The organism is Kineococcus gurbantunggutensis (assembly GCF_050871925.1).
GTDB lineage: Bacteria > Actinomycetota > Actinomycetes > Actinomycetales > Kineococcaceae > Kineococcus.
In genome coordinates, this window is record NZ_JBJLSG010000032.1 from 1 (window position 1) to 17793 (window position 17793).

General features: G+C 72.2%; 12 protein-coding genes. 5 read left to right on the top strand and 7 right to left on the bottom strand.

Annotated elements, in window-relative coordinates:
- Nucleotides 1-325 precede the first annotated feature (325 nt).
- From ACRYR7_RS08485 to ACRYR7_RS08510, 6 genes are all read right to left on the bottom strand, one after another.
- The gene (locus ACRYR7_RS08485; RefSeq protein WP_432571643.1) at nucleotides 326-667 is read right to left on the bottom strand and encodes a hypothetical protein; all 342 of its coding nucleotides are present in this window, start codon (nucleotides 665-667) and stop codon (nucleotides 326-328) included.
- Nucleotides 660-833 carry a hypothetical protein gene (locus ACRYR7_RS08490; RefSeq protein ID WP_432571644.1) on the bottom strand — a complete coding sequence of 58 codons (174 nt, stop codon included), beginning with the start codon at nucleotides 831-833 and terminating at the stop codon, nucleotides 660-662. The genes ACRYR7_RS08485 and ACRYR7_RS08490 overlap by 8 nt, the downstream gene beginning before the upstream one ends.
- A gap of 310 nt (nucleotides 834-1143) precedes the next feature.
- Nucleotides 1144-2466, bottom strand: coding sequence for a cellulase-like family protein (locus ACRYR7_RS08495; protein ID WP_432571645.1), 1323 nt, complete (start codon nucleotides 2464-2466; stop codon nucleotides 1144-1146).
- A gap of 55 nt (nucleotides 2467-2521) precedes the next feature.
- Complete coding sequence (locus tag ACRYR7_RS08500; RefSeq protein ID WP_432571646.1) at nucleotides 2522-3571, bottom strand: enolase C-terminal domain-like protein; 1050 nt, start codon at nucleotides 3569-3571, stop codon at nucleotides 2522-2524.
- Nucleotides 3568-5748, bottom strand: a complete 2181-nt coding sequence (locus ACRYR7_RS08505) for a beta-galactosidase (RefSeq protein WP_432571647.1) — start codon at nucleotides 5746-5748, stop codon at nucleotides 3568-3570. Before ACRYR7_RS08505 ends, ACRYR7_RS08500 begins: the two co-directional genes overlap by 4 nt.
- A gap of 530 nt (nucleotides 5749-6278) precedes the next feature.
- Nucleotides 6279-7178, bottom strand: coding sequence for a helix-turn-helix domain-containing protein (locus tag ACRYR7_RS08510; protein WP_432571648.1), 900 nt, complete (start codon nucleotides 7176-7178; stop codon nucleotides 6279-6281).
- Between the two features lie 56 nt (nucleotides 7179-7234).
- Here ACRYR7_RS08510 and ACRYR7_RS08515 point away from each other — a divergent pair, with 56 nt between their 5' ends.
- The 5 genes from ACRYR7_RS08515 (at nucleotide 7235) to ACRYR7_RS08535 (ending at nucleotide 16497) form a co-directional block, all read left to right on the top strand.
- Nucleotides 7235-10618, top strand: a complete 3384-nt coding sequence (locus tag ACRYR7_RS08515) for a DUF5107 domain-containing protein (protein ID WP_432571649.1) — start codon at nucleotides 7235-7237, stop codon at nucleotides 10616-10618.
- Between the two features lie 77 nt (nucleotides 10619-10695).
- On the top strand, nucleotides 10696-13101 hold the full coding sequence (locus tag ACRYR7_RS08520; RefSeq protein WP_432571650.1) for a beta-galactosidase: 2406 nt from the start codon (nucleotides 10696-10698) through the stop codon (nucleotides 13099-13101).
- A 231-nt stretch (nucleotides 13102-13332) separates the two neighbouring features.
- Nucleotides 13333-14646 carry an ABC transporter substrate-binding protein gene (locus ACRYR7_RS08525; protein WP_432571651.1) on the top strand — a complete coding sequence of 438 codons (1314 nt, stop codon included), beginning with the start codon at nucleotides 13333-13335 and terminating at the stop codon, nucleotides 14644-14646.
- Nucleotides 14647-14659: 13 nt separating this feature from the next.
- Nucleotides 14660-15592 (top strand): carbohydrate ABC transporter permease, encoded by a 933-nt coding sequence (locus ACRYR7_RS08530; protein WP_432571652.1) that lies wholly within the window; start codon nucleotides 14660-14662, stop codon nucleotides 15590-15592.
- Nucleotides 15593-15687: 95 nt separating this feature from the next.
- Nucleotides 15688-16497 (top strand): carbohydrate ABC transporter permease, encoded by an 810-nt coding sequence (locus ACRYR7_RS08535; protein WP_432571653.1) that lies wholly within the window; start codon nucleotides 15688-15690, stop codon nucleotides 16495-16497.
- A gap of 707 nt (nucleotides 16498-17204) precedes the next feature.
- Here the strand turns inward: ACRYR7_RS08535 and ACRYR7_RS08540 are convergent.
- The gene (locus ACRYR7_RS08540; RefSeq protein ID WP_432571654.1) at nucleotides 17205-17771 is read right to left on the bottom strand and encodes a TetR/AcrR family transcriptional regulator; all 567 of its coding nucleotides are present in this window, start codon (nucleotides 17769-17771) and stop codon (nucleotides 17205-17207) included.
- Between the last annotated feature and the right edge of the window lie 22 nt (nucleotides 17772-17793).

The following is a 17793-nucleotide window of genomic DNA, read 5'->3' on the forward strand; positions in this document are numbered from 1 at the left end:
AGGCCGGCTCGAGCCGGCCTCAGGGTGCGAACGCGCGCGCTTGGCCTGTCAGCCCAGCCCAGCCCGGCCTGGCCCGGCCTGGCCCGGCCTGGCCCGGCTTGGCCCGGCCTGGCCCGGCCCGGCCAGTGCGGCGGTGCCGGCCTCGGCCGGCAGCTGCTCCAGCGTCCACGCGGCGCGGCTGCGATCGCCTCGCGGGGTGCTCGACTGCCCGAGCGCTGCGGCGTGCCAGACGTGGACCGGCGCTGCCGCCGGCCCCGGCGGCTGCACCGGCGAGGTCGGCGCCACCGGCGGGGCCCGTGCGGTGATCACTGCGAGAATGCGGTGATCACCGCCCGGGGCGAGACGTCCAACCACCCACCCCGAGCGGCCCACCGCGCGCGGCTGCACCCGCTGCGCCGGCCGCCACCGCCTCGCGCGCTCGGGTGCGGGTGGTGACGGTGCCGGCGCCGACCTGAACGCCTCCTCGATCCGACGTGCGAGCTGCCAACTGCTCCAGCGCGGCCAGCCACTCCCGGCTGTGCACGGGCACCTGCACCAGGTGCACCCCGAGATCCCGGGCGCCTTGTGTCAGGTCGACGATCTGCTCGCGGCTGAGTCCGCGCAGGACGACCAGGACGGGCGGGCGACTGAGTGCGAGCTCGCAGAAGCCGGCCGCAGGTTCAGGCACCGCGCTCCTCCGGCTCGTGCAGCGCGCCGGTGTCGGCGTGGTGGGCGTGCTGGGCGTGCTGGGCGTGGTCGGCGAGTGGGATCAGGACGACGTCGGCCCCCCGGTGGCCCACGGCCAGCCAGCCGGCCGTCGAGTCAGCCGTCGAGTCAGCCGTCGAATCGGCCATGGAGCGGTCGACCAGGCGCGAGGCCGGGTACCCGGCGGCCCAGGTACCCGGTGGCCAAGGTGTCACCTGCGCCCACCGCCTCGACGATGTCGAGCGCTGGTGCCGGCACGAAGGTCGCTGGCTCCGTGGAGCTCAGGCGCTCGCGGCGCTGGACAGGTCCTGGGCGTCGCCGGTGGTGCACGGCCCCACACCCTCTCCGCCTCGTCCCGCCCGCGGCACGTGGCGGGATCCCACACCGCTGGTGGTGGCAGCGCGCTCCCGGCACAGGGGCTGTGAGTGGATCGCTTCGGGAGCGGGTAAGACCGCCGGCTCAGAAGCCGTGGTCGGCGTAGGTGACCGCCGCGGTGTCCTCGCTGAAGCCGGATCGACCGGTGAAGATGGCGTTGCACTGCACCTGCAGCGCCTGATCCGCCCACATGGGGTGGTGAGGGGCGGCGTTGGAGCACACGATGGACCCGCGGGCGCCCACGGCCCTGGCCTTGGCGGCCGCGCGACGGCAGTACTGGGCCCCGATGGGACCTTCCTCGAAGGTGGCGCGCAGGGGGGTGTAACCGAGCCAGCCCTCGCCGAAGACCAGCGGGATGCCTCGGCCACGGGCGAAGTCGTTGGCGATGTCGATCCACTCGCTGAGCTTGAACACCATCTGGGTGTGGTGGGCGCTGTAGCGCTCGTACAGGTACAGGTCCCACACCCGGGGATCGGCCCAGTCGTGCACGTAGATCTCCGGCTTGCCGACGATGGTGGCCTCCTTGCGCCACAGGTCCTCGGCCGGAGGCTGCCACTGCTCGTAGTCGGGAGCGTCGGGCCGCAGCAGCGGGCGCACGCGCTCGGTGCTGAAGCGGGCGGGGTCGCGAAGGGCGAAGCCGGTGGTCTGCTCCTCCAGGACCCCGTAGACGTAGGGGTGGAAGACCGCCACGTCGATCTCCCGCGGGATGCCGCGCATCGCATCGACGGGGACCCGGGAGTAGTTGACGGTGACCGGCACCTGCGGCAGCCGGCGCCGGAAGGCCGCCAGCGCGCGCGAGAGCCGCTCCTCGAGCTCGACGACGGCCGGCTCCTGGCCCGGCAGTCCCTCGGTCAGGTACCCGGCCTGGACCTCGTTGTGCAGCTCCACGAACGCCACCCGCTCGCTCAGGCCGTGCTCGTCGAGGTGCTCGTACAGGTCGGCGTGGGCCTCGGCCATCACCAGCGCCCGCTCCTCGGCCGGCACCCGCATCAGCGCGTCGAACCAGCGGCGGTCGCCGGAGAAGGAGGAGGTCTGCTGGTACTCCCAGCTGGAGACGATGACGAAGACGCCGTGGCGCTGCGCGGCGCGGAACAGCTGCAGCAGGTGCGCGCGGGCATCCAGGACGCTGCGGTGGCGCACGTCGTACCAGCGGGTCCCCTGACCGTACCCCCCGCCCAGCGGGCCGAAGCGGGCCTGGCGGGTGTCCAGGCCGGAGCGGAAGAGGTAGAAGGGCATCGCGCAGATGCGGATGGTGTTGTAGCCGCGCTCGACGGCCTCGGCGAAGGCGCGGTCGAGGTCCTCGAAGGGTTCGCCAGGACCCGTGCGAGTGAACCAGGTGAAGTCCCACAGCGTGATGGTCAGCTGCTCGGGCAGGTGCTCGGGCAGGGGGACGGGTGCGTAGGTCACGAGAGCATCTCCAGATCGGTGGTGGGGTCTGCCAAGGCGGGCTCGTGCGGCCCGCTCAGGGGCGCGCCCGGTGCTGGTGGCCGGTGGGCGTGCTGGTGGCCGGTGGGTGGCTGCCGTCGGCTCGCGCGGCAGGTGGTGCCAGGCGTGCTCGCGGGTCGAAGGCGCCCACCCGTGCCGGTTCACCAGTCCGCGGTGAGCCCGTCGTCGCCAGCCAGGTCCAGCACCGGCTCATGGGTGCAGGGGTGCGGCGGTGCCGGGCGTCCACGCGCTCGTCGACGTCGATGCCCCACCCGATCACTCGTGGCAGCTGCACCTTCCCGCCGACGGTGGGCAGCGAGCCGCTGACCACGTCCTCGCGCCGGGGCACGTCGGCGTGCATGACCTCCTGCATCATGACGCCGGGAGTGGCGAAGGCGACGTGCTGGTTGACGAGCGTGGCGGTGGGTCCCAGGGCGTTGTGAGGGGCCCGCAGAACGTGCCAGGTCTCGGCCACAGCAGCGCTCTTGCGCAGCGCGGTGGGTCCCCGGACGTGGCACGCGTCCGGCTGCAGCGCCGCGCAGGCACCGGCGTGGAGGTGTTCGCGGACCTCCTGCAGCGCGTTCAGCCGCTCCCCGGTGGCGATCGGGACGGGCATCGCGCGCCAGCTGCGCCTGCGCCTGCGCGTTGCCCGGTTGGCCCAGCTCTTCGAGGAGGAGCGGGGCGGCCTCGGCGAAGGCGCGGGCGTGCTCCATCGCGCCGTGCGCACGATGGCTGCGGTGGTCCGCGCGTGCAGGTCGACCGCGATGTGCACCTCGTCCCCGACGGCCTCGCGCACCGCGGCCATCGTGCGTGCGGTGCGCAGGACGTCGGCGCGGCGGGGCAGCCCGGTGCCCACGGGCACGGCCAGGGCCTTCACCGCGCTGGAGCCGGCGGCCCTGCTCCCGGCAGCGGCTTCGGCGAAGCCGGCGGCGCTGGCGGTGCCGTACACGGAGCGGGAGTCACCGCCACCGGGGTGGTCGCACGTGCGCACGTGGGTGCGCACCGCGCCGCCGAGCAGTTGCCAGCAGGCGACGCCGAGGGACGTGGCCTTGAGGTGCGGGGTCTGGATGCCGACGGTGCGGCTCACGCCTGTGCTCCTGCCTCCTCCACCACGATCGCCACGCCCCACGGCGCCAGCGGCAGCTCGGCTGCGCGGCCGATGTCGCCGGCGGTGCTGCTGTCGTCGGCGGTGAGCACCCGCCCCCGGAACGGCGTTCTCACGCTGGTCGCCTCCCAGCTGTGGTTGGTCAACGTCCACAGGCGTCGTCCGTCCGCTCGCACCGCGCTGCTGACGTGCACCTGCTCGGGTGCGTCCCAGCGGCTGGCGAGCGGGTGCTGGCGGCGTTCGCGCAGGGCCCAGCGCAGCAGCGAGGCGGTGCTCGCATCGTCCAGCAGGCAGCCGACGTAGGTGATGCGACCTTCACCGACCGCGTGCGTGGTCACGGCGGCGAAGCCGCCCAGGAAGGGGTCGTCGTAGCCGAGCAGCACCTGAGCGGACTCGGCCACCAGCGCGTCGGCCCAGGCGCAGGCGCTGGCGCCCTCGGCAAGCTCCAGCGCCGGCAGGTCCTGCGCCGGCAGGTCCTGCGCGGGCCGGTCCTGCGCGCCGGGCCGTGGATCGGTGGCAGCGACGGTCAGCCGGATCGGCTCGGGCAGGGTGCAGTACTCCTGGTAGGAGGCGCCGACGGCCTCGCGCAGCGGGCCGGGAGCGCGCGTCCAGCGCACCCGCAGCCACTCGTCGGCGTAGCCGCTGCGGAAGGTCAGGACGACGTGGGCCCCTTGCCGGGCGCGGGCGGTGATGGACTGCAGCAGAGCCTCGTCGGCGACGTACAGGGCCGGCACGACCAGCACCTGCTGGCCGTGCCAGTCGGAGTCCGGGTGCACGATGCGCACCTGGGTGCCGGTGCTGGTGGCGGCCTTGAGCCAGGAGTTCAGCACGCGCGAGTAGCTGTGCGGGTCCGCTGCGCCGGTCAGGGGCTCGCGCAGCGCCGGGTCCGCCTGCAGCGCCCTGAGGCTGTCGCGGGAGTACAGCACCGCGATGTCGGCATCGGGGACGGCGTCGGCGACGTCGGCGGCGATGGACTTCAGCTCCGCGCCCAGGCGGCGGACCTCCTCGTAGATGCGCCCGGGTTCACCGTCGTGGCCCAGCACGCCGCCCCAGTAGCTCTCCCGGCCGTAGTGCAGGGTGTGCCAGTGCCAGTAGGTGAGCATGTCGGCTCCGCGGCTGTTCATCAGGTGCGCGAACAGGCGCAGCTGCCCGGGCCAGGGGGGCACGTTGGTGTCGTGCCAGCCGATGGAGCCGGCCTGAGCCTCGGTGATCAAGAACCGGGATCCATGCGGGCCGCGCAGGCTGTGCGCCATGTCGGCCTTCCACAGCATGCTCCAGGTACCGGCGGAGTCCATCCAGTCCGGGCCCGAACGTGCCGCGACCTGCTCGGGGGGTGGGGGAAGTTCCACGGCCCGCTGCAGCGGGCTGTAGATGTTGACCGCCGTCTTGTCCAGGGCACGCGCGATCCCCAGCACGTCGGCGGAGCCCGCGCTGTGGCCGCCGATGAGGTCGTGGACGACGAACTGCTCCGGGCGCAGGTGCTCGCGCAGCAGGTCGCGCTGCCAGGTGAGGAACTGCACCGTCAGCTCGGCCTGGAAGCGCTGCCACTGCAGCGCGTAACCCGGGACGCTGTTGCCGGCCGGCGCCCACAGGTCCTGCGGCTCGGAGAGCCGGTGGCTCCAGAAGGTCAGGCCCCACTTGTCGTTGACGCCCTGCACGCCTCCGAGCTCGTCCATCACGTGCTGACGGAACCGCTCGACGACGTGAGCGCTGGCGATCTCGCGCACACCGATCTCGTTGTCGACCTGGAAGCCGATGACGCCGGGGTGCCCGGCGAAGGCGGCTGCCATCGCGCGGATGAGCCGTTCGGCGTGGAAGAGGAAGGAGGGGTGGGTGAAGTCGACGTCCTGACGCCCGCCGTAGGCCAACCGCTGCCCGTCGGGCGGCGTGACCATGATCTCGGGGAACTGGCGCGCCAGCCACGGGGGCACGGCGTAGGTGGGGGTGCCCACGACGACCTTCAGGCCCCGCTCGTGCGCGGCGTCCACCACGGCGGTCAGGGCGCTGAAGCAGATGCGGCCGCTGACCGGCTCGTAGCTGCTCCACGTCGACTCGCCCACGCGGATCACGGTGAAGCCGGCATCGACCATGAGGTCGAGGTCGCGTTGCAGGCGGGGGAGGGGCTGGTACTCGTGGTAGTAGCTGGCGCCGAAGAGCACGGGCAGTCCTTCCGGTGAAGGTGCGCTCGTGGGCACCTGGGAGTGCGCCGGACCGGTGGTACCGGTGTCGGCAGCGACGGTGTGGAAACCACCGGTGTGGCGACCACCTGTGTTGAAACCGCCGGTGTCCGAACCACCGGTGTGGCGAGCACCGCTGTCGGGTGGGTGCGCGCGCTGGGCCGTGCGGCTCGAGGCGTCGTCGTCCCAGTCGGCTCGCAGTGCCAGATCGTGCTGCGACCGGTATGACATGTCAAGGCCGAGGAGGGCCAGGGCGCAGCGGTGCTGCGACGGAGGACCCCTTCCGGGTGCCGCTGACGCGCTGCTGCCCGCACCGCTCGCGTGCACCGGTGCGACCGGGCAGTTTCAGCGGGGGGCGGGCTCTGGTCCCACCGAGCCCCCCGCGAGGCGCAGGTGGACGTGCCGCCGCAGCACGGGCCGCGGGCCGGGTGCGCGACGGCGCTCTCCGCGCCCGCGCTGCACCTCCCGCGCCCGCGCTGCACCTCCCGCGAGCGGGGCTCACCGCCCGCGGCTCACCGCCCACGCGCGCGGTAGGCGCTCGGCGGCACGCCGTGCACGCGGGCGAACTGGCGGGAGAAGTACAAGGCGTCGTCGTAGCCGGCCTGGCGGGCCACGGCGGAGACGGGCAGTTGCGTGGTGTCCAGCAGCCGGCGAGCCAGCCCCATCCTCAGCTCGGTCTGGAAGCGCAGTGGCGACATGCCCACCTGGCGCTGGAAGAGGGTCGTCAGCTGTGAAGCGCTCAGGCCGACCATGGCCGCCAACGAGCTCGAAGACGTCCGCTGCGGTGCCGTGGCGCGCAAGTGCTCGACCGCGCGCTCCACCGGGCTCGAGCTGGCGCCCGGTGGCCGGCGGCCGGTGGCGATGACGTGGGTCAGGGCGTGCCAGGCGGCACCGGCCGAGCGGGTCAGGCTGGAGGTGGTGGTCCCGCCCTCCAGCGCGTCGATGACCTGGGAGATCAAGCTCGCCACGGGCGAGGGGTCGCGCAGGTGCGTCACCGCCCCGCCCGCCGCCTGCAGCGCCGCGGCGACCAGGTGCCGGCTGTCCGGGCCGGTGAGGTGCATCCACCACAGCGTCCACGGATCGTCCTGGCTGGCTGCGTACTCGTGCTCCAGCCCGGCGGGGATGACCACGACGTCGCCGGGCGCGATGCTCCAGCGCGTGCCGGCGGACCTGTACCAGCCGGCTCCGTCGGTGCACAGCAGCACGATGTCCTCCTCGGCACCGGCAGGCCTGGACCGTCCATGTCGCACGGCGTGGGGGAAGAACCCGGCGTCGGTGGCCACGAGCCGTGAGGTGACCGGTTGCTGCAGCGCACGCTGCACGGTTGGCCGGGGGACCACGGACATGCGCTGACCGGCGAAGCCGTCCCGGATGCTGTCCCGAAGATCCGCCAGGGCCGGTGCTTCGTCCATGTCGAGCAGTGAAACGCCCATCGGCCGGGCGCGTCAACGTGCCTAGCATCGAGCGCATGCTCAGTGCAGAGTCGCGCATCGCGCTCCCCCCGGTCCCAGCGCAGATCGCGGGTCGACCGGTCCGTGTCTGGCGCGAGCCGGTCGTCATCGACACCTACGAGCCCGACCTGCCGGACCGCTACCCGGCCTACCTGGACCAGCGCGTCTACCAGGGCTCCTCCGGAGCGGTCTACCCGATGCCGTTCACCGACCGCATCTCGCAGGACAAGCGCCCCCGCCGCTGGGACGCCGTCCACCTGGACAACGACTTCGTGCGCCTGATGATCCTGCCTGAGCTGGGCGGTCGCATCCACGTGGGGCTGGACAAGACCCGCGACTACGACTTCTTCTACCGCAACGACGTCATCAAGCCCGCCCTGGTCGGTCTGCTGGGACCCTGGATCTCCGGCGGCGTCGAGTTCAACTGGCCGCAGCACCACCGCCCGGCCACGTACCTGCCCACCGAGGCGAGCATCGAGGAGGAGGCGGATGGAGCGGTCACGGTCTGGTGCTCCGACCACGACCCCTTCCAGCGCATGCAGGGCATGCACGGTGTGCGCCTGCGTCCGGCCAGCGCCTTGATCGAGCTGCGCGCCAACGTCGTCAACCGCACGGCCGAGGTGCAGACGTTCCTGTGGTGGGCCAACGTCGCCGCGGCGGTGAACGACGAGTACCAGTCGTTCTTCCCCACCGACGTGCACGTCGTGGCCGACCACGCCAAGCGCGCCATGACCACCTTCCCCGCGGCCCAGGGACGCTACTACGGGGTGGACTACCCCGCGCAGCGCACGCCCCAGCGCCCCGACGGCGACCGCCTGGACTGGTACCGCAACATCCCGGTGCCGACCTCCTACATGTGCCTGAGCACCCAGGACGACTTCTTCGGCGGCTACGACCACCGCGCCGGCGCCGGCTTCGTGCACTGGGCCGACCACCGCTTCTCGCCGGGCAAGAAGCAGTGGACGTGGGGCAACGCACCCTTCGGCTGGGCCTGGGACGCGCACCTGACCGACCGCAACGGCCCCTACGTGGAGCTGATGGCCGGGGTCTTCACCGACAACCAGCCCGACTTCGCCTTCCTGCGCCCGGGGGAGACCAAGCGCTTCTCGCAGTACTGGTACCCCATCCAGGACATCGGCCCGGTGCACCAGGCCACCCGGGAGGCCGCGGTGCGCCTGGACGTGCGCTGCGAGCACGAGCGCACCCGCGTGCGGGTGGGCGTGGCCAGCACCGCGCTGCGGCCCGGCAGCGTCATCGAGGTGCGCGCCGACGGCGAGCTCGTGCACGCCGCCACCGCGGACCTGGCGCCCGGGCGCCCGTACGCGGTCGACTTCGAGGTCGGCCGGCGGGTGGAGCCCACCGGCATCGAGGTCCTCGTGCGCCACGAGGGCGCCGTGCTGCTCACCTGGCGACCCCGAGCACCGCAGGCCCCCGCCGACGGGCAGCTGCCGGCCGCGGCCAGCGAGCCGCCCACCCCGCAGCAGATCGGCACGCTGGAGGAGCTGTACCTGACCGGCCTGCACCTGCAGCAGTACCGCCACGCCACCCGGTCCCCGGAGCCCTACTGGCACGAGGCCCTGCGGCGCGATGCCGGTGACGCGCGGTGCAACGTGGCCCTCGCCGGGCGCCGGCAGTTCGACGGTCGCCTGGAGCAGGCCGAGGCGCACCTGCGCAGCGCCGTGGCCCGCTTGACGCACCGCAACCCCAACCCCCGCGACGGCGAGGCGCACTACCGGCTGGGTGTGGTGCTCACCCGCCTGAGGCGCGCGCAGGAGGCGCGCGCGGCGCTGGGGACCGCGATGTGGGACCAGGCCTGGGCCGAGCCGGCCACGATCGCCACCGCCCGCCTGGACCTGGCCAGCGGCCGCGACCGGCAGGCCGCAGAGGCGCTGGAGGTGCTGCTGCAGTCCGCTCCGCGATCGGTGCAGGCCCGCAACCTGGCCACGGTCGCCGCGCTGAGGTTGGGCGAGAGCGAGCGCGCCGCCGCACTGGTGCACCAGACGCTGCAGCTGAACGCGCTGGACGCCTGGGCGCGGCACCTGGCCGCCCGGCTGTCGCTGCCGACTGCGGCAGCGCCGACGGACGACCCGACCATCGCGCTGGACGTGGCCCTGGAGTACCTCTCCATCCGTGAGGACGCCGCTGCCGCCGCCGTGCTGCAGGAGGCCGCCCGCCTGCGCCCCACACCCGGTCAGCGCAACGTGGCACCCCTGGCCTGGCTGTACCTGGCCCAGCTGGAGCTGCTGCGCGGCGATGAGGAGGCCGCCGGTGCTGCTCTGCAGCGCGCCCGGCAGAGCGATCGACGCTGGTGCTTCCCCGCCCACAGCGACAACGACCTGCTCGCAGCCCTGCGCGCCCGCTGGCCCGAGGACACCCTGCTGGCCGGCCTGGCCGGTCACTGGCTGTACGCCGCCGGCCGCCGGGAGGAGGCCATCGAGGCCTGGCAGGTCGCCGCTGCCGGTGACGACAGCGACCCGGTGGTCCTGCGCAACCTGGGCATCGCGGCGTACAACGTGCACCGCGACACCCAGGCGGGCGCCTACTGGTTCGAGCGGGCACGCAAGACCGCCCCGGACGACGCCCGGCTGCTCTTCGAAGCCGACCAGCTCGAAGGACGCCGCGGCACCTCCCCGCAGGCCCGCCTGGACGTCCTGCTCGATCGTCGCGACCTCGTCGAGCAGCGCGACGACCTCTGCGCGCAGCTGGCTGAGCTGCTGACCGCCACCGGCCGCCCCGCCGAGGCCCTGGAGGTCCTGGGCAACCGCCGCTTCCAGCCGTGGGAGGGCGGCGAGGGCCGCGTCCTGGCCGCCTGGGAAGCCGCCCACCTGAGCCTGGCGCGCCAGTGCTTGCGCCAGGGGCTGGCCGAGGTCGCCGTCCGGCACGCCGAGCACGCCCTGCAGCCCCCCGCCTCGCTGGGCGAGGCCCGGCACGCGCTGGCCAACACCGCCGAGCTGCACCTGGTCCTCGGCGATGCCGCTGCCGCAGCCGGCGATGCCGAGCGGGCCCGGCAGGCCTGGCGGACCTCGGCGCAGCAGCAGGGCGACTTCCAGGGCATGCAGGTGCAGGCCTACTCCGAGCGCACCGCCGCCTCGGTCACCGCCCTACGGCGGCTGGGCGAGGAGAGCACCGCCCGGGCCCTGCGCAACGGCCTGGCCGACTACGCCCACCGCCAGAGCGCGGTGCGCGCCGACATCGACTACTTCGCCACCTCGCTGCCCACGATGCTGCTCTTCGCCACCGACGTGCAGCAGACGCACGACCTGCGCACCCAGGTGCTGCGAGCCCAGCTCGCCCTGCTGGACGGGCACAGCCGCGAGGCGCTCGAGCTGGCCCGGCAGGTGCTGCACCGCGACCCGCTCAACACCGCAGCCGCCGACGTCGTCAACTCCGCTTCGGCCTGAGGCACCACCGCACGAGGCAGCCACCACCCGGCGAGTCAGCCACCACCGCACGAGTCAGCCACCACGAGAGGCACGAAGTGAACGACGAGGTTCAGCAGATCGGCGCGGTCGCGACCGACCGGAGGCTGCGAGTGCTGCCGCCGCCCGCCGAGCGCCGCGGGCACCTGCCGCTGGGCGAGCCCGAGGGCAGCGCCGATCGGATCGAGGTGACCAGCCGGTGGATCGAACGTGCCGGGCGCCCGTGGTTCCCGATCACCGGTGAGGTCCACTACTCCCGCCTGCCGCGCGAGCGGTGGAAGGAGGTCCTCGGCCACGCCAGGGCCGGCGGCCTGAACTCCGTCGCCACCTACGTCTTCTGGTCCGCGCACGAACCCGAGCCCGGGCACTTCCGGTGGGAGGGCAACTGCGACCTGCGCGCCTTCATCGAGCTGGCCGCGGACTTCGAGCTCGACGTCGTCGTCCGGATGGGGCCGTGGGGCCACGGCGAGGCCCGCTACGGCGCCTTCCCCGACTGGCTGGTCGAACGCGACCTGCCCACCCGCACCAACGACCCCGAGTACCTCGCCCTGGCGCGCGCCTTCTACGCCCAGACCATCGCCCAGCTGCGGGGCTTGAGCCACGGCGAGGGCGGACCCGTCATCGCCGCGCAGATGGACAACGAGCTCTACGACCAGCCCCAGCACCTGGCGACGCTGCGTGAGATGGCCGAGGACCTGGGCCTGCGCGTGCCGCTGTGGACCGCCACCGGCTGGGGAGGAGCGCAGCTGCCCCCGAACCTGCTGCCGCTGTACAGCGCCTACTCCGACGGCTTCTGGGAGGACTCCCGGGTCGAGTGGCCCGCGTTCGCGCCCTTCCACTTCCGCTACAGCCACGTGCGCGACGACCTCAGCGTGGGCGCGGACCTGCGCCAGGCCCTGGACGGCATCGTCCTGGACACCGGCGCAGCCCCCGCCACCGCCGCAGAGGCGGAGGACTTCCCCTTCGCCACCTGCGAGCTCGGCGGCGGCATGCACGTGGCCTACCACCGCCGCCCCCTGGTCGCCCCCGAGGACGTCGCGGCCCTGAGCCTGGCCAAGATCGGCAGCGGCTCGATCTGGCAGGGGTACTACATGTACGCCGGCGGCACCCAGCGCGTGGGGGCCCACGGCACGGAGCAGGAGTCGCACGCCACCGGGTACCCCAACGACATCCCCACCCGCACCTACGACTTCCACGCCCCGATCGGCGAGCACGGCCAGATCCGCCCGCACCACCACTACCTGCGCCGCCAGCACCTGTGGCTGGCGGCCGAGGGCCACCGGTTGGCCCCCATGGGCGTGAGCATCGGCGGCGGCAGCGACGACCCGGACGAGCTGCGCTGGGCCGTGCGCTCCGACGGCCGCTCGGGGTACCTGTTCCTGACCACCTACCAGCCGGCCAAGCGAGCACTGGCCGCGCAGAAGGACGTGCAGGTCAGCATCGACTTCCCCGACACCACCCTCACCGTCCCCACCCGACCCGTGGACATCCCCGCCGGGCGCTCGCTGGTGTGGCCCCTGCGCTACGCCCTCACCGAGCGCACCACCCTGCGCAGCGCCACCGCGCAGATCATCACCCGGCTCACCCACGAGGGCAGCGACCTGCTGGTCCTCAGCGCCAGCCCGGGGGTGCCCGTGCAGCTCCTCATCGAGGGCGAGGCCGTGGCCGGGGGTGCCGGCACCGCGAGCGCGGTCGGCGAGCACACCCTGGTCGAGCTGACGCAGGCGCCGGGCAAGGACTGCGTCGTCGAGCTCGCCGACGCCAGGATCCTCGTCCTGGACGAAGCCACGGCCGACCAGCTGTACCGCCTGAAGGTCGCCGGTGAGGATCGGCTCGTCCTCGCCGACGCTCCCGTGCACGCCGAGCACGGCGACCTGGTGATCACCCTGGAGAGCGGTGCGGCGCAGGTGTCGGTGCTGCCGGCACCGGTGGACTGGACGAGCAGCGGCGCCACCCTCGGCGCGCCGGTGCGCCAAGGGCTGTGGACCAGCTGGAACGTGCAGTCCCCGCAGGCCGGCAGCCACCGCCTGCTGAAGCACTTCCGCCCCGAGAGCGTCCAGCAACCCCCGGCGCGCACCGGCGGGCCCCTGCACCGCCTCAGCGCCCCCACCGACTACTCCACCGCTGCCCGCCTGACCGTGCGCGTACCGAGCGACCGGCTGCAGGGCGCCGACCGCGCGCTGCTGCGCGTGCGCTGGAGCGGCGACACCGGCCGGGCCGTGCTGCAGGGAGAGGTCATCAGCGACCACTTCTGGCACGGCAGGGACTGGGACATCGACATCAGCCAGCACCGTCAGGCCGCGGCCCAGGACGGCGTCCTGTTCGAGCTGCTGCCCTGGCGCTCCAGCACCGGGGTGTGGGTCGACCCCGCCGTCCGCGACGTGCGCGAGGGCGTGCACGTCGAGTCCGTCGAGCTCATCACCGCCATCACCGCGCGGCTGCAGCCGGCCACGACGACCGCCTGAGGCCGCCCGGGCACCCGGGCCACCTCTGGCACCGCCTCGTGAGGGGTCCGTGCCCCCAGGCGGAGCACGACCCGCACGCTCGACCAGTGCCCCACCGGATCGAAGCCCTCGATCCGATCAGGCCCAGAACGAAGGAGTTCCATGTCTGTGGCAGACAACGACGTCCCACCCGGGCAGCTCACAGCGCACGCCTCACGCGCACCCCGGGTCGGCGTGAGCGGACGAGCCGGCGTGAGCAGGCGGGCCGTCCTGGGCGGTCTCGTCCTCGGTGCCGCTGGAGCAGGCGGGCTCACCGCCTGCTCCAGCGGTCAGCAGGCCGCGAGCACCTCCGGCGCGGTCGACATCGGCTTCTGGACGCACGATCCCAGCTACGTCAAGACCTTCCAGGCATCGGCCGCCGACGCGGACCTGATGGCCGGCTCCGCCTTCCAGGACACGATCAACCCCGTGTCGGCCAACGGCTCGGACCTGCTCTCCAGGACGATCACCCAGGCCGTCGCCGGCCAGTCCGGGCCGGGCATGCTCGGCATCATCATCTCCGAGTGGCCCCGGGTGATGAAGCCCCAGATGGCCGAGAACCTGTTCGTCGACCTCAGCGACCTCACCACCGACCTCGGTGACGACCTGCTCAGGACCGAGCCCTACTCGGTCGACGGGCGGCTGTACGCCCTGGAGTCCGACAGCTCGATCTCGGTCTTCTACTACCGCCAGGACGAGTTCGAGGCACACGGGATCGACCCGCAGATGCAGACGTGGGAGGACTACCTGCAGGCCGGGGAGCAGTTGGCGGCCGCCACCGGCAAGTCGCTGGGCATGGTCGCCAACGGCGACAACACCTCGATCTTCAACAGCTTCCTGCAGTTCCTGCTGCAGCGCGGTGGAGCGCCGTTCGACGCAGACGGCAACCTGACGATCGACACGCCGGAGGTCCTGGAGACCCTCGACGTCATCCAGCGCGGCGTCCAGAACGGCACCTTCAAGGTGCTCGGGGACCCCTACGGCAGCGCGGCGGCGGCCGCGCTGAAGCAAGGAGAGCTCATCGCCATCGTCATGCCGAACTGGTACAACGTCTACGGCCTGCAGGCCAACGTGCCCGAGCAGGCCGGGCTGTGGCGGATGCGGACCCTGCCGCGGTTCACCGGTGGTGGGCACATCGCCAGCAACCTGGGTGGCACCGGCTTCGCGGTGGGCTTGAACAACGCCGCCAGGCAGGCCTCCGTGGACCTGCTGAAGCGGACGTACCTGACACCCGAGGGACAGTTGCTGCGCTACCAGATCGGCGGGTACCTGCCCACCATCAAGTCGCTGTACTCCGCGCCGGAGTTCACCGACATCACCGATGCGTACCTCGGAGACCAGCGGGTGTTCGACGTGTACGCTCAAGGAGCGCAGGACATCCCCTCGTTCTACCAGTCCGCGACCATGCAGCAACTCTCCGTCGCGATGGGAGCGGCCCTGTTGGGCCTGTACTCCGGCGCCTACACCCCCGAGCGGGTCGTCGAGGCGACGATCAAGGGGTACCGCGAACAGACCCGACAGGCCTGAAGGGGGCTCGACCATGTCCAGCGTTCAAGAACGTGCACTCGGCCGCCCGGCCTCGAGCGTCGCCAGCAGGGGCCGCGGCTCGAGCCGGCAGGGCGCGCCGTACGCCTTCATCTCCCCGTTCTTCGTGCTCTTCGGCCTGTTCATGCTCGTGCCGATCCTCGTCGGGGCGTACCTGAGCCTGACCGAGTGGGCGGGCCTGGGCGCGCCCACGTGGGTCGGACTGCGCAACTACGCGCAGCTGTTCGCCGACCCCAGCTTCCACACCGCCCTGGGCAACACGGGCATCTACACGGTCGCCACCATGGTGGTGGTCCTGCCCCTGTCGCTGCTCATCGCGCTCGGCATGAACACCCGAGGACTGAAGCTGCGTGACGCCTTCCGCACGGCCTTCTTCCTGCCGGTGGTCATCTCGCCGATCGTGGTGGCCCTGGTGTTCGGCCTCTTCTTCGACCAGCAGTACGGACTGGTGAACGGTCTGCTGCGGGCCACGCTCGGCGTGCCAGGGGTCGACTGGTTGACCAGTCCGGGTTGGGCCAAGGTCGTCGTGATCATCCTGGTGCTGTGGCGGTGGACGGGTTACCTGACGATCTTCTTCCTGGCCGGGCTGCAGAACATCCCGCGAGACCTGTACGAGGCCGCGTCCCTGGACGGGGCGGGCCTGTGGGGGTCGTTCCGCAACGTGACCCTGCCGCAGTTGCGGCCCATCTCCTCGTTCATCATCGTGACCGTGCTGGTGAGCACGGCGCAGATCTTCGAAGAACCGTTCCTGCTGACGCAGGGCGGTCCGGGGGAGTCGACGATCTCGGTGGCCCAGTTCATCTTCCGGGCCGGCTTCCAGCGCCAGGAGTTCGGGTACGCGGCAGCCGGCGGCGTCGTGATGTTCATCATCGTGTTCCTCATGGGTCAGATCGCCATGCGGATCCTCGGCATCGGGAGGAAGCAGTGAGCACGACCAGTCAAGTACGGTCCCCAGGATCCTCCAGCGCCGCAGGCTCCAGGGTCGGTGCGCCCAAGCCGTCTGCGGGTGGTCGCAAGTCGTCGGTGCGGCACTGGGTCTTCGCCGCGCTGACGCTAGCGGCGCTGCTGTGGGTCTTCCCCCTGGTGTGGGCCCTGTCGTCGTCGTTCAAGCCGCGCTCGGACCTGTTCTCCTACCCTCCACGGCTGCTGCCGACGGAACCGACGGTGGAGAACTACCACAACCTCTTCGCGGGGTACTCCTTCCTCCAGTGGTTCCTCGTCAGCACCGTCATCGCGCTGATCGCAACAGCGGTCACGGTGCTCGTGTGCTCCCTGGCCGGCTTCGGGTTCGCCAAGTACTCCTTCCGCGGCAAAGACGCGCTGTTCAACACGATGTTCAGCTCGCTGGCCATCCCCTTCGCGGTGATCATCGTGCCGCTGTTCATCATGCTGGCCAAGACAGGCCTGACCCAGCCGCTCTTCGCGCTGATCGTGCCCTGGGTCGCCCCGGCGTTCGGCATCTTCATGATGCGGCAGTTCTGCGAGCAAGCTGTGCCCGACGAGATCCTCGACGCAGCGCGGATCGACGGGGCCAGTGAGTTCACGACGTTCTGGCGCGTGGTGCTGCCGCTGCTGCGTCCCGCGCTGGGGGCGTTGGCCGTCTGGAGCTTCTTGAACACCTACAACAACTTCCTGTGGCCCCTGATCATCGTCAGCGACCCGGCGCAGTACACGCTGCCGTTGGGCCTGCAGTCGATCTTCGGCGCCGAGGGGCGTCAGTACGACATCGTGCTGGCGGGTTCGATCCTCGCGGCCGTCCCGAGCATCGTGGTCTTCGTGGCGCTGCGCAAGCAGCTCATCGAAGGCCTGTCGGCCGGTGCGGTCAAGAACTGACACGAGGCAGGCAGCCGGAAGCATCCGGCGTGGTGCAGTTGAACAGCGTCGACAACCGCAGCCGGTGGGCGTTGCACCGTGCGGTCCGCCGAGCCGGCGGGCCGCACGGTTGCGCCGATGCCAGGCCCGCACCGCAATCCCCTCGAGCGCCAGGACGGCCACCGGCGACACAGGAGGCCGCCACCACCGGCCCCACCTGGGCCCAGCGGCGATGCGCTCACGCGCGAGCGCATCGCTGCCGCAGCGCACTCACACCCGGCTCGCTGAAGTCCTCGCAGAAGCTGCTGCGCCCGGCCACCGCCATCGTCGGTGCCAGGTTCGTCCAGCTCACCGGTGGCCCTTCACCGGCGCGGGAGGACCCGTCGGCGGCCCGCAGCGACAACCCCTGCGACCGCGGGGCGGCTCTTGACCGCGACGTCGCGGGCGGCGCAGGAGCGCACCACGGCGCTGAGCGTCGAGACCGGAGGTGCACCCGGGAGCCCGAGGGGCCGTCGGACGTCCTGGGCGTGGACGACGACCTCAGCCCCTGATCAGCTGGGTGATCTTCAAGTTTCCAGACTCGGGGCCTCAGTGGAGGTCATCGGCCGCGGCGCGACCTTGCGCGGGTCGCCGGGATCCTGACGTCGTCAGCCGGTGGCGATCAAGTAAAACGCAAGCATGACCGTGAAGTCGGCCACGCGAGCTATCGGGGCACGCCGGACGTGCTCCTACGGGTGAGTGAGCATCCGGTGGGCGGCTTCGAGTCGTGCCTGGGTGCGTTCCAGGGGTAGGCGTCCGCTGGCTTGCAGGGTGGCCAGTCCGTGCAGGGTGGCCCAGGCGACCTCAGCTTGCACGTCGCCGGCTTCGGTGTCCTCGGTGTCGTCGGTGTCGTCGTCGTGTGGTGGGAAGGCCTCGCGGATGGCGCTGAAGGCCCGGGTGAGTGGTTCGTGGGTGTCGTGGCCGAAGCGCAGGCCGGAGGGCATGGAGAACATCGCCTCGTAGGTGCGGGGATGGGCGGCAGCGAAGTCGAGGTAGGCGCCCATCCGCGCCAGCGGGGCGGCCTCGGCGGCTTCCAGGGTCGCGGTGAGCGCGGCGAAGCCGTCGAGGGCGACGGCGTCGATGAGGGCCTGGCGACCGGTGAAGGCGGAGTACAGCACCGGTTGGGTGACGCCGAGCTCGCCGGACAGCCGGCGCATGGTAACTGCGGTCCACCCTTCGTTCTCGGCGACCTGGCGGGTCAGGCGGGTGATCTGCTCGCGGCGCAGGTTCAGGTCGGGGGCTGGTCGTGGGCTCACGTCCTCACTCTAGCGCTGTTAG

Coding starts and splice junctions, on each gene's coding strand:
- ACRYR7_RS08490 (WP_432571644.1), bottom strand. CDS start 833: ATGGCCGATTCGACGGCTGACTCGACGGCTGACTCGACGGCCGGCTGG.
- ACRYR7_RS08515 (WP_432571649.1), top strand. CDS start 7,235: ATGCTCAGTGCAGAGTCGCGCATCGCGCTCCCCCCGGTCCCAGCGCAG.
- ACRYR7_RS08510 (WP_432571648.1), bottom strand. CDS start 7,178: ATGGACGAAGCACCGGCCCTGGCGGATCTTCGGGACAGCATCCGGGAC.
- ACRYR7_RS08530 (WP_432571652.1), top strand. CDS start 14,660: ATGTCCAGCGTTCAAGAACGTGCACTCGGCCGCCCGGCCTCGAGCGTC.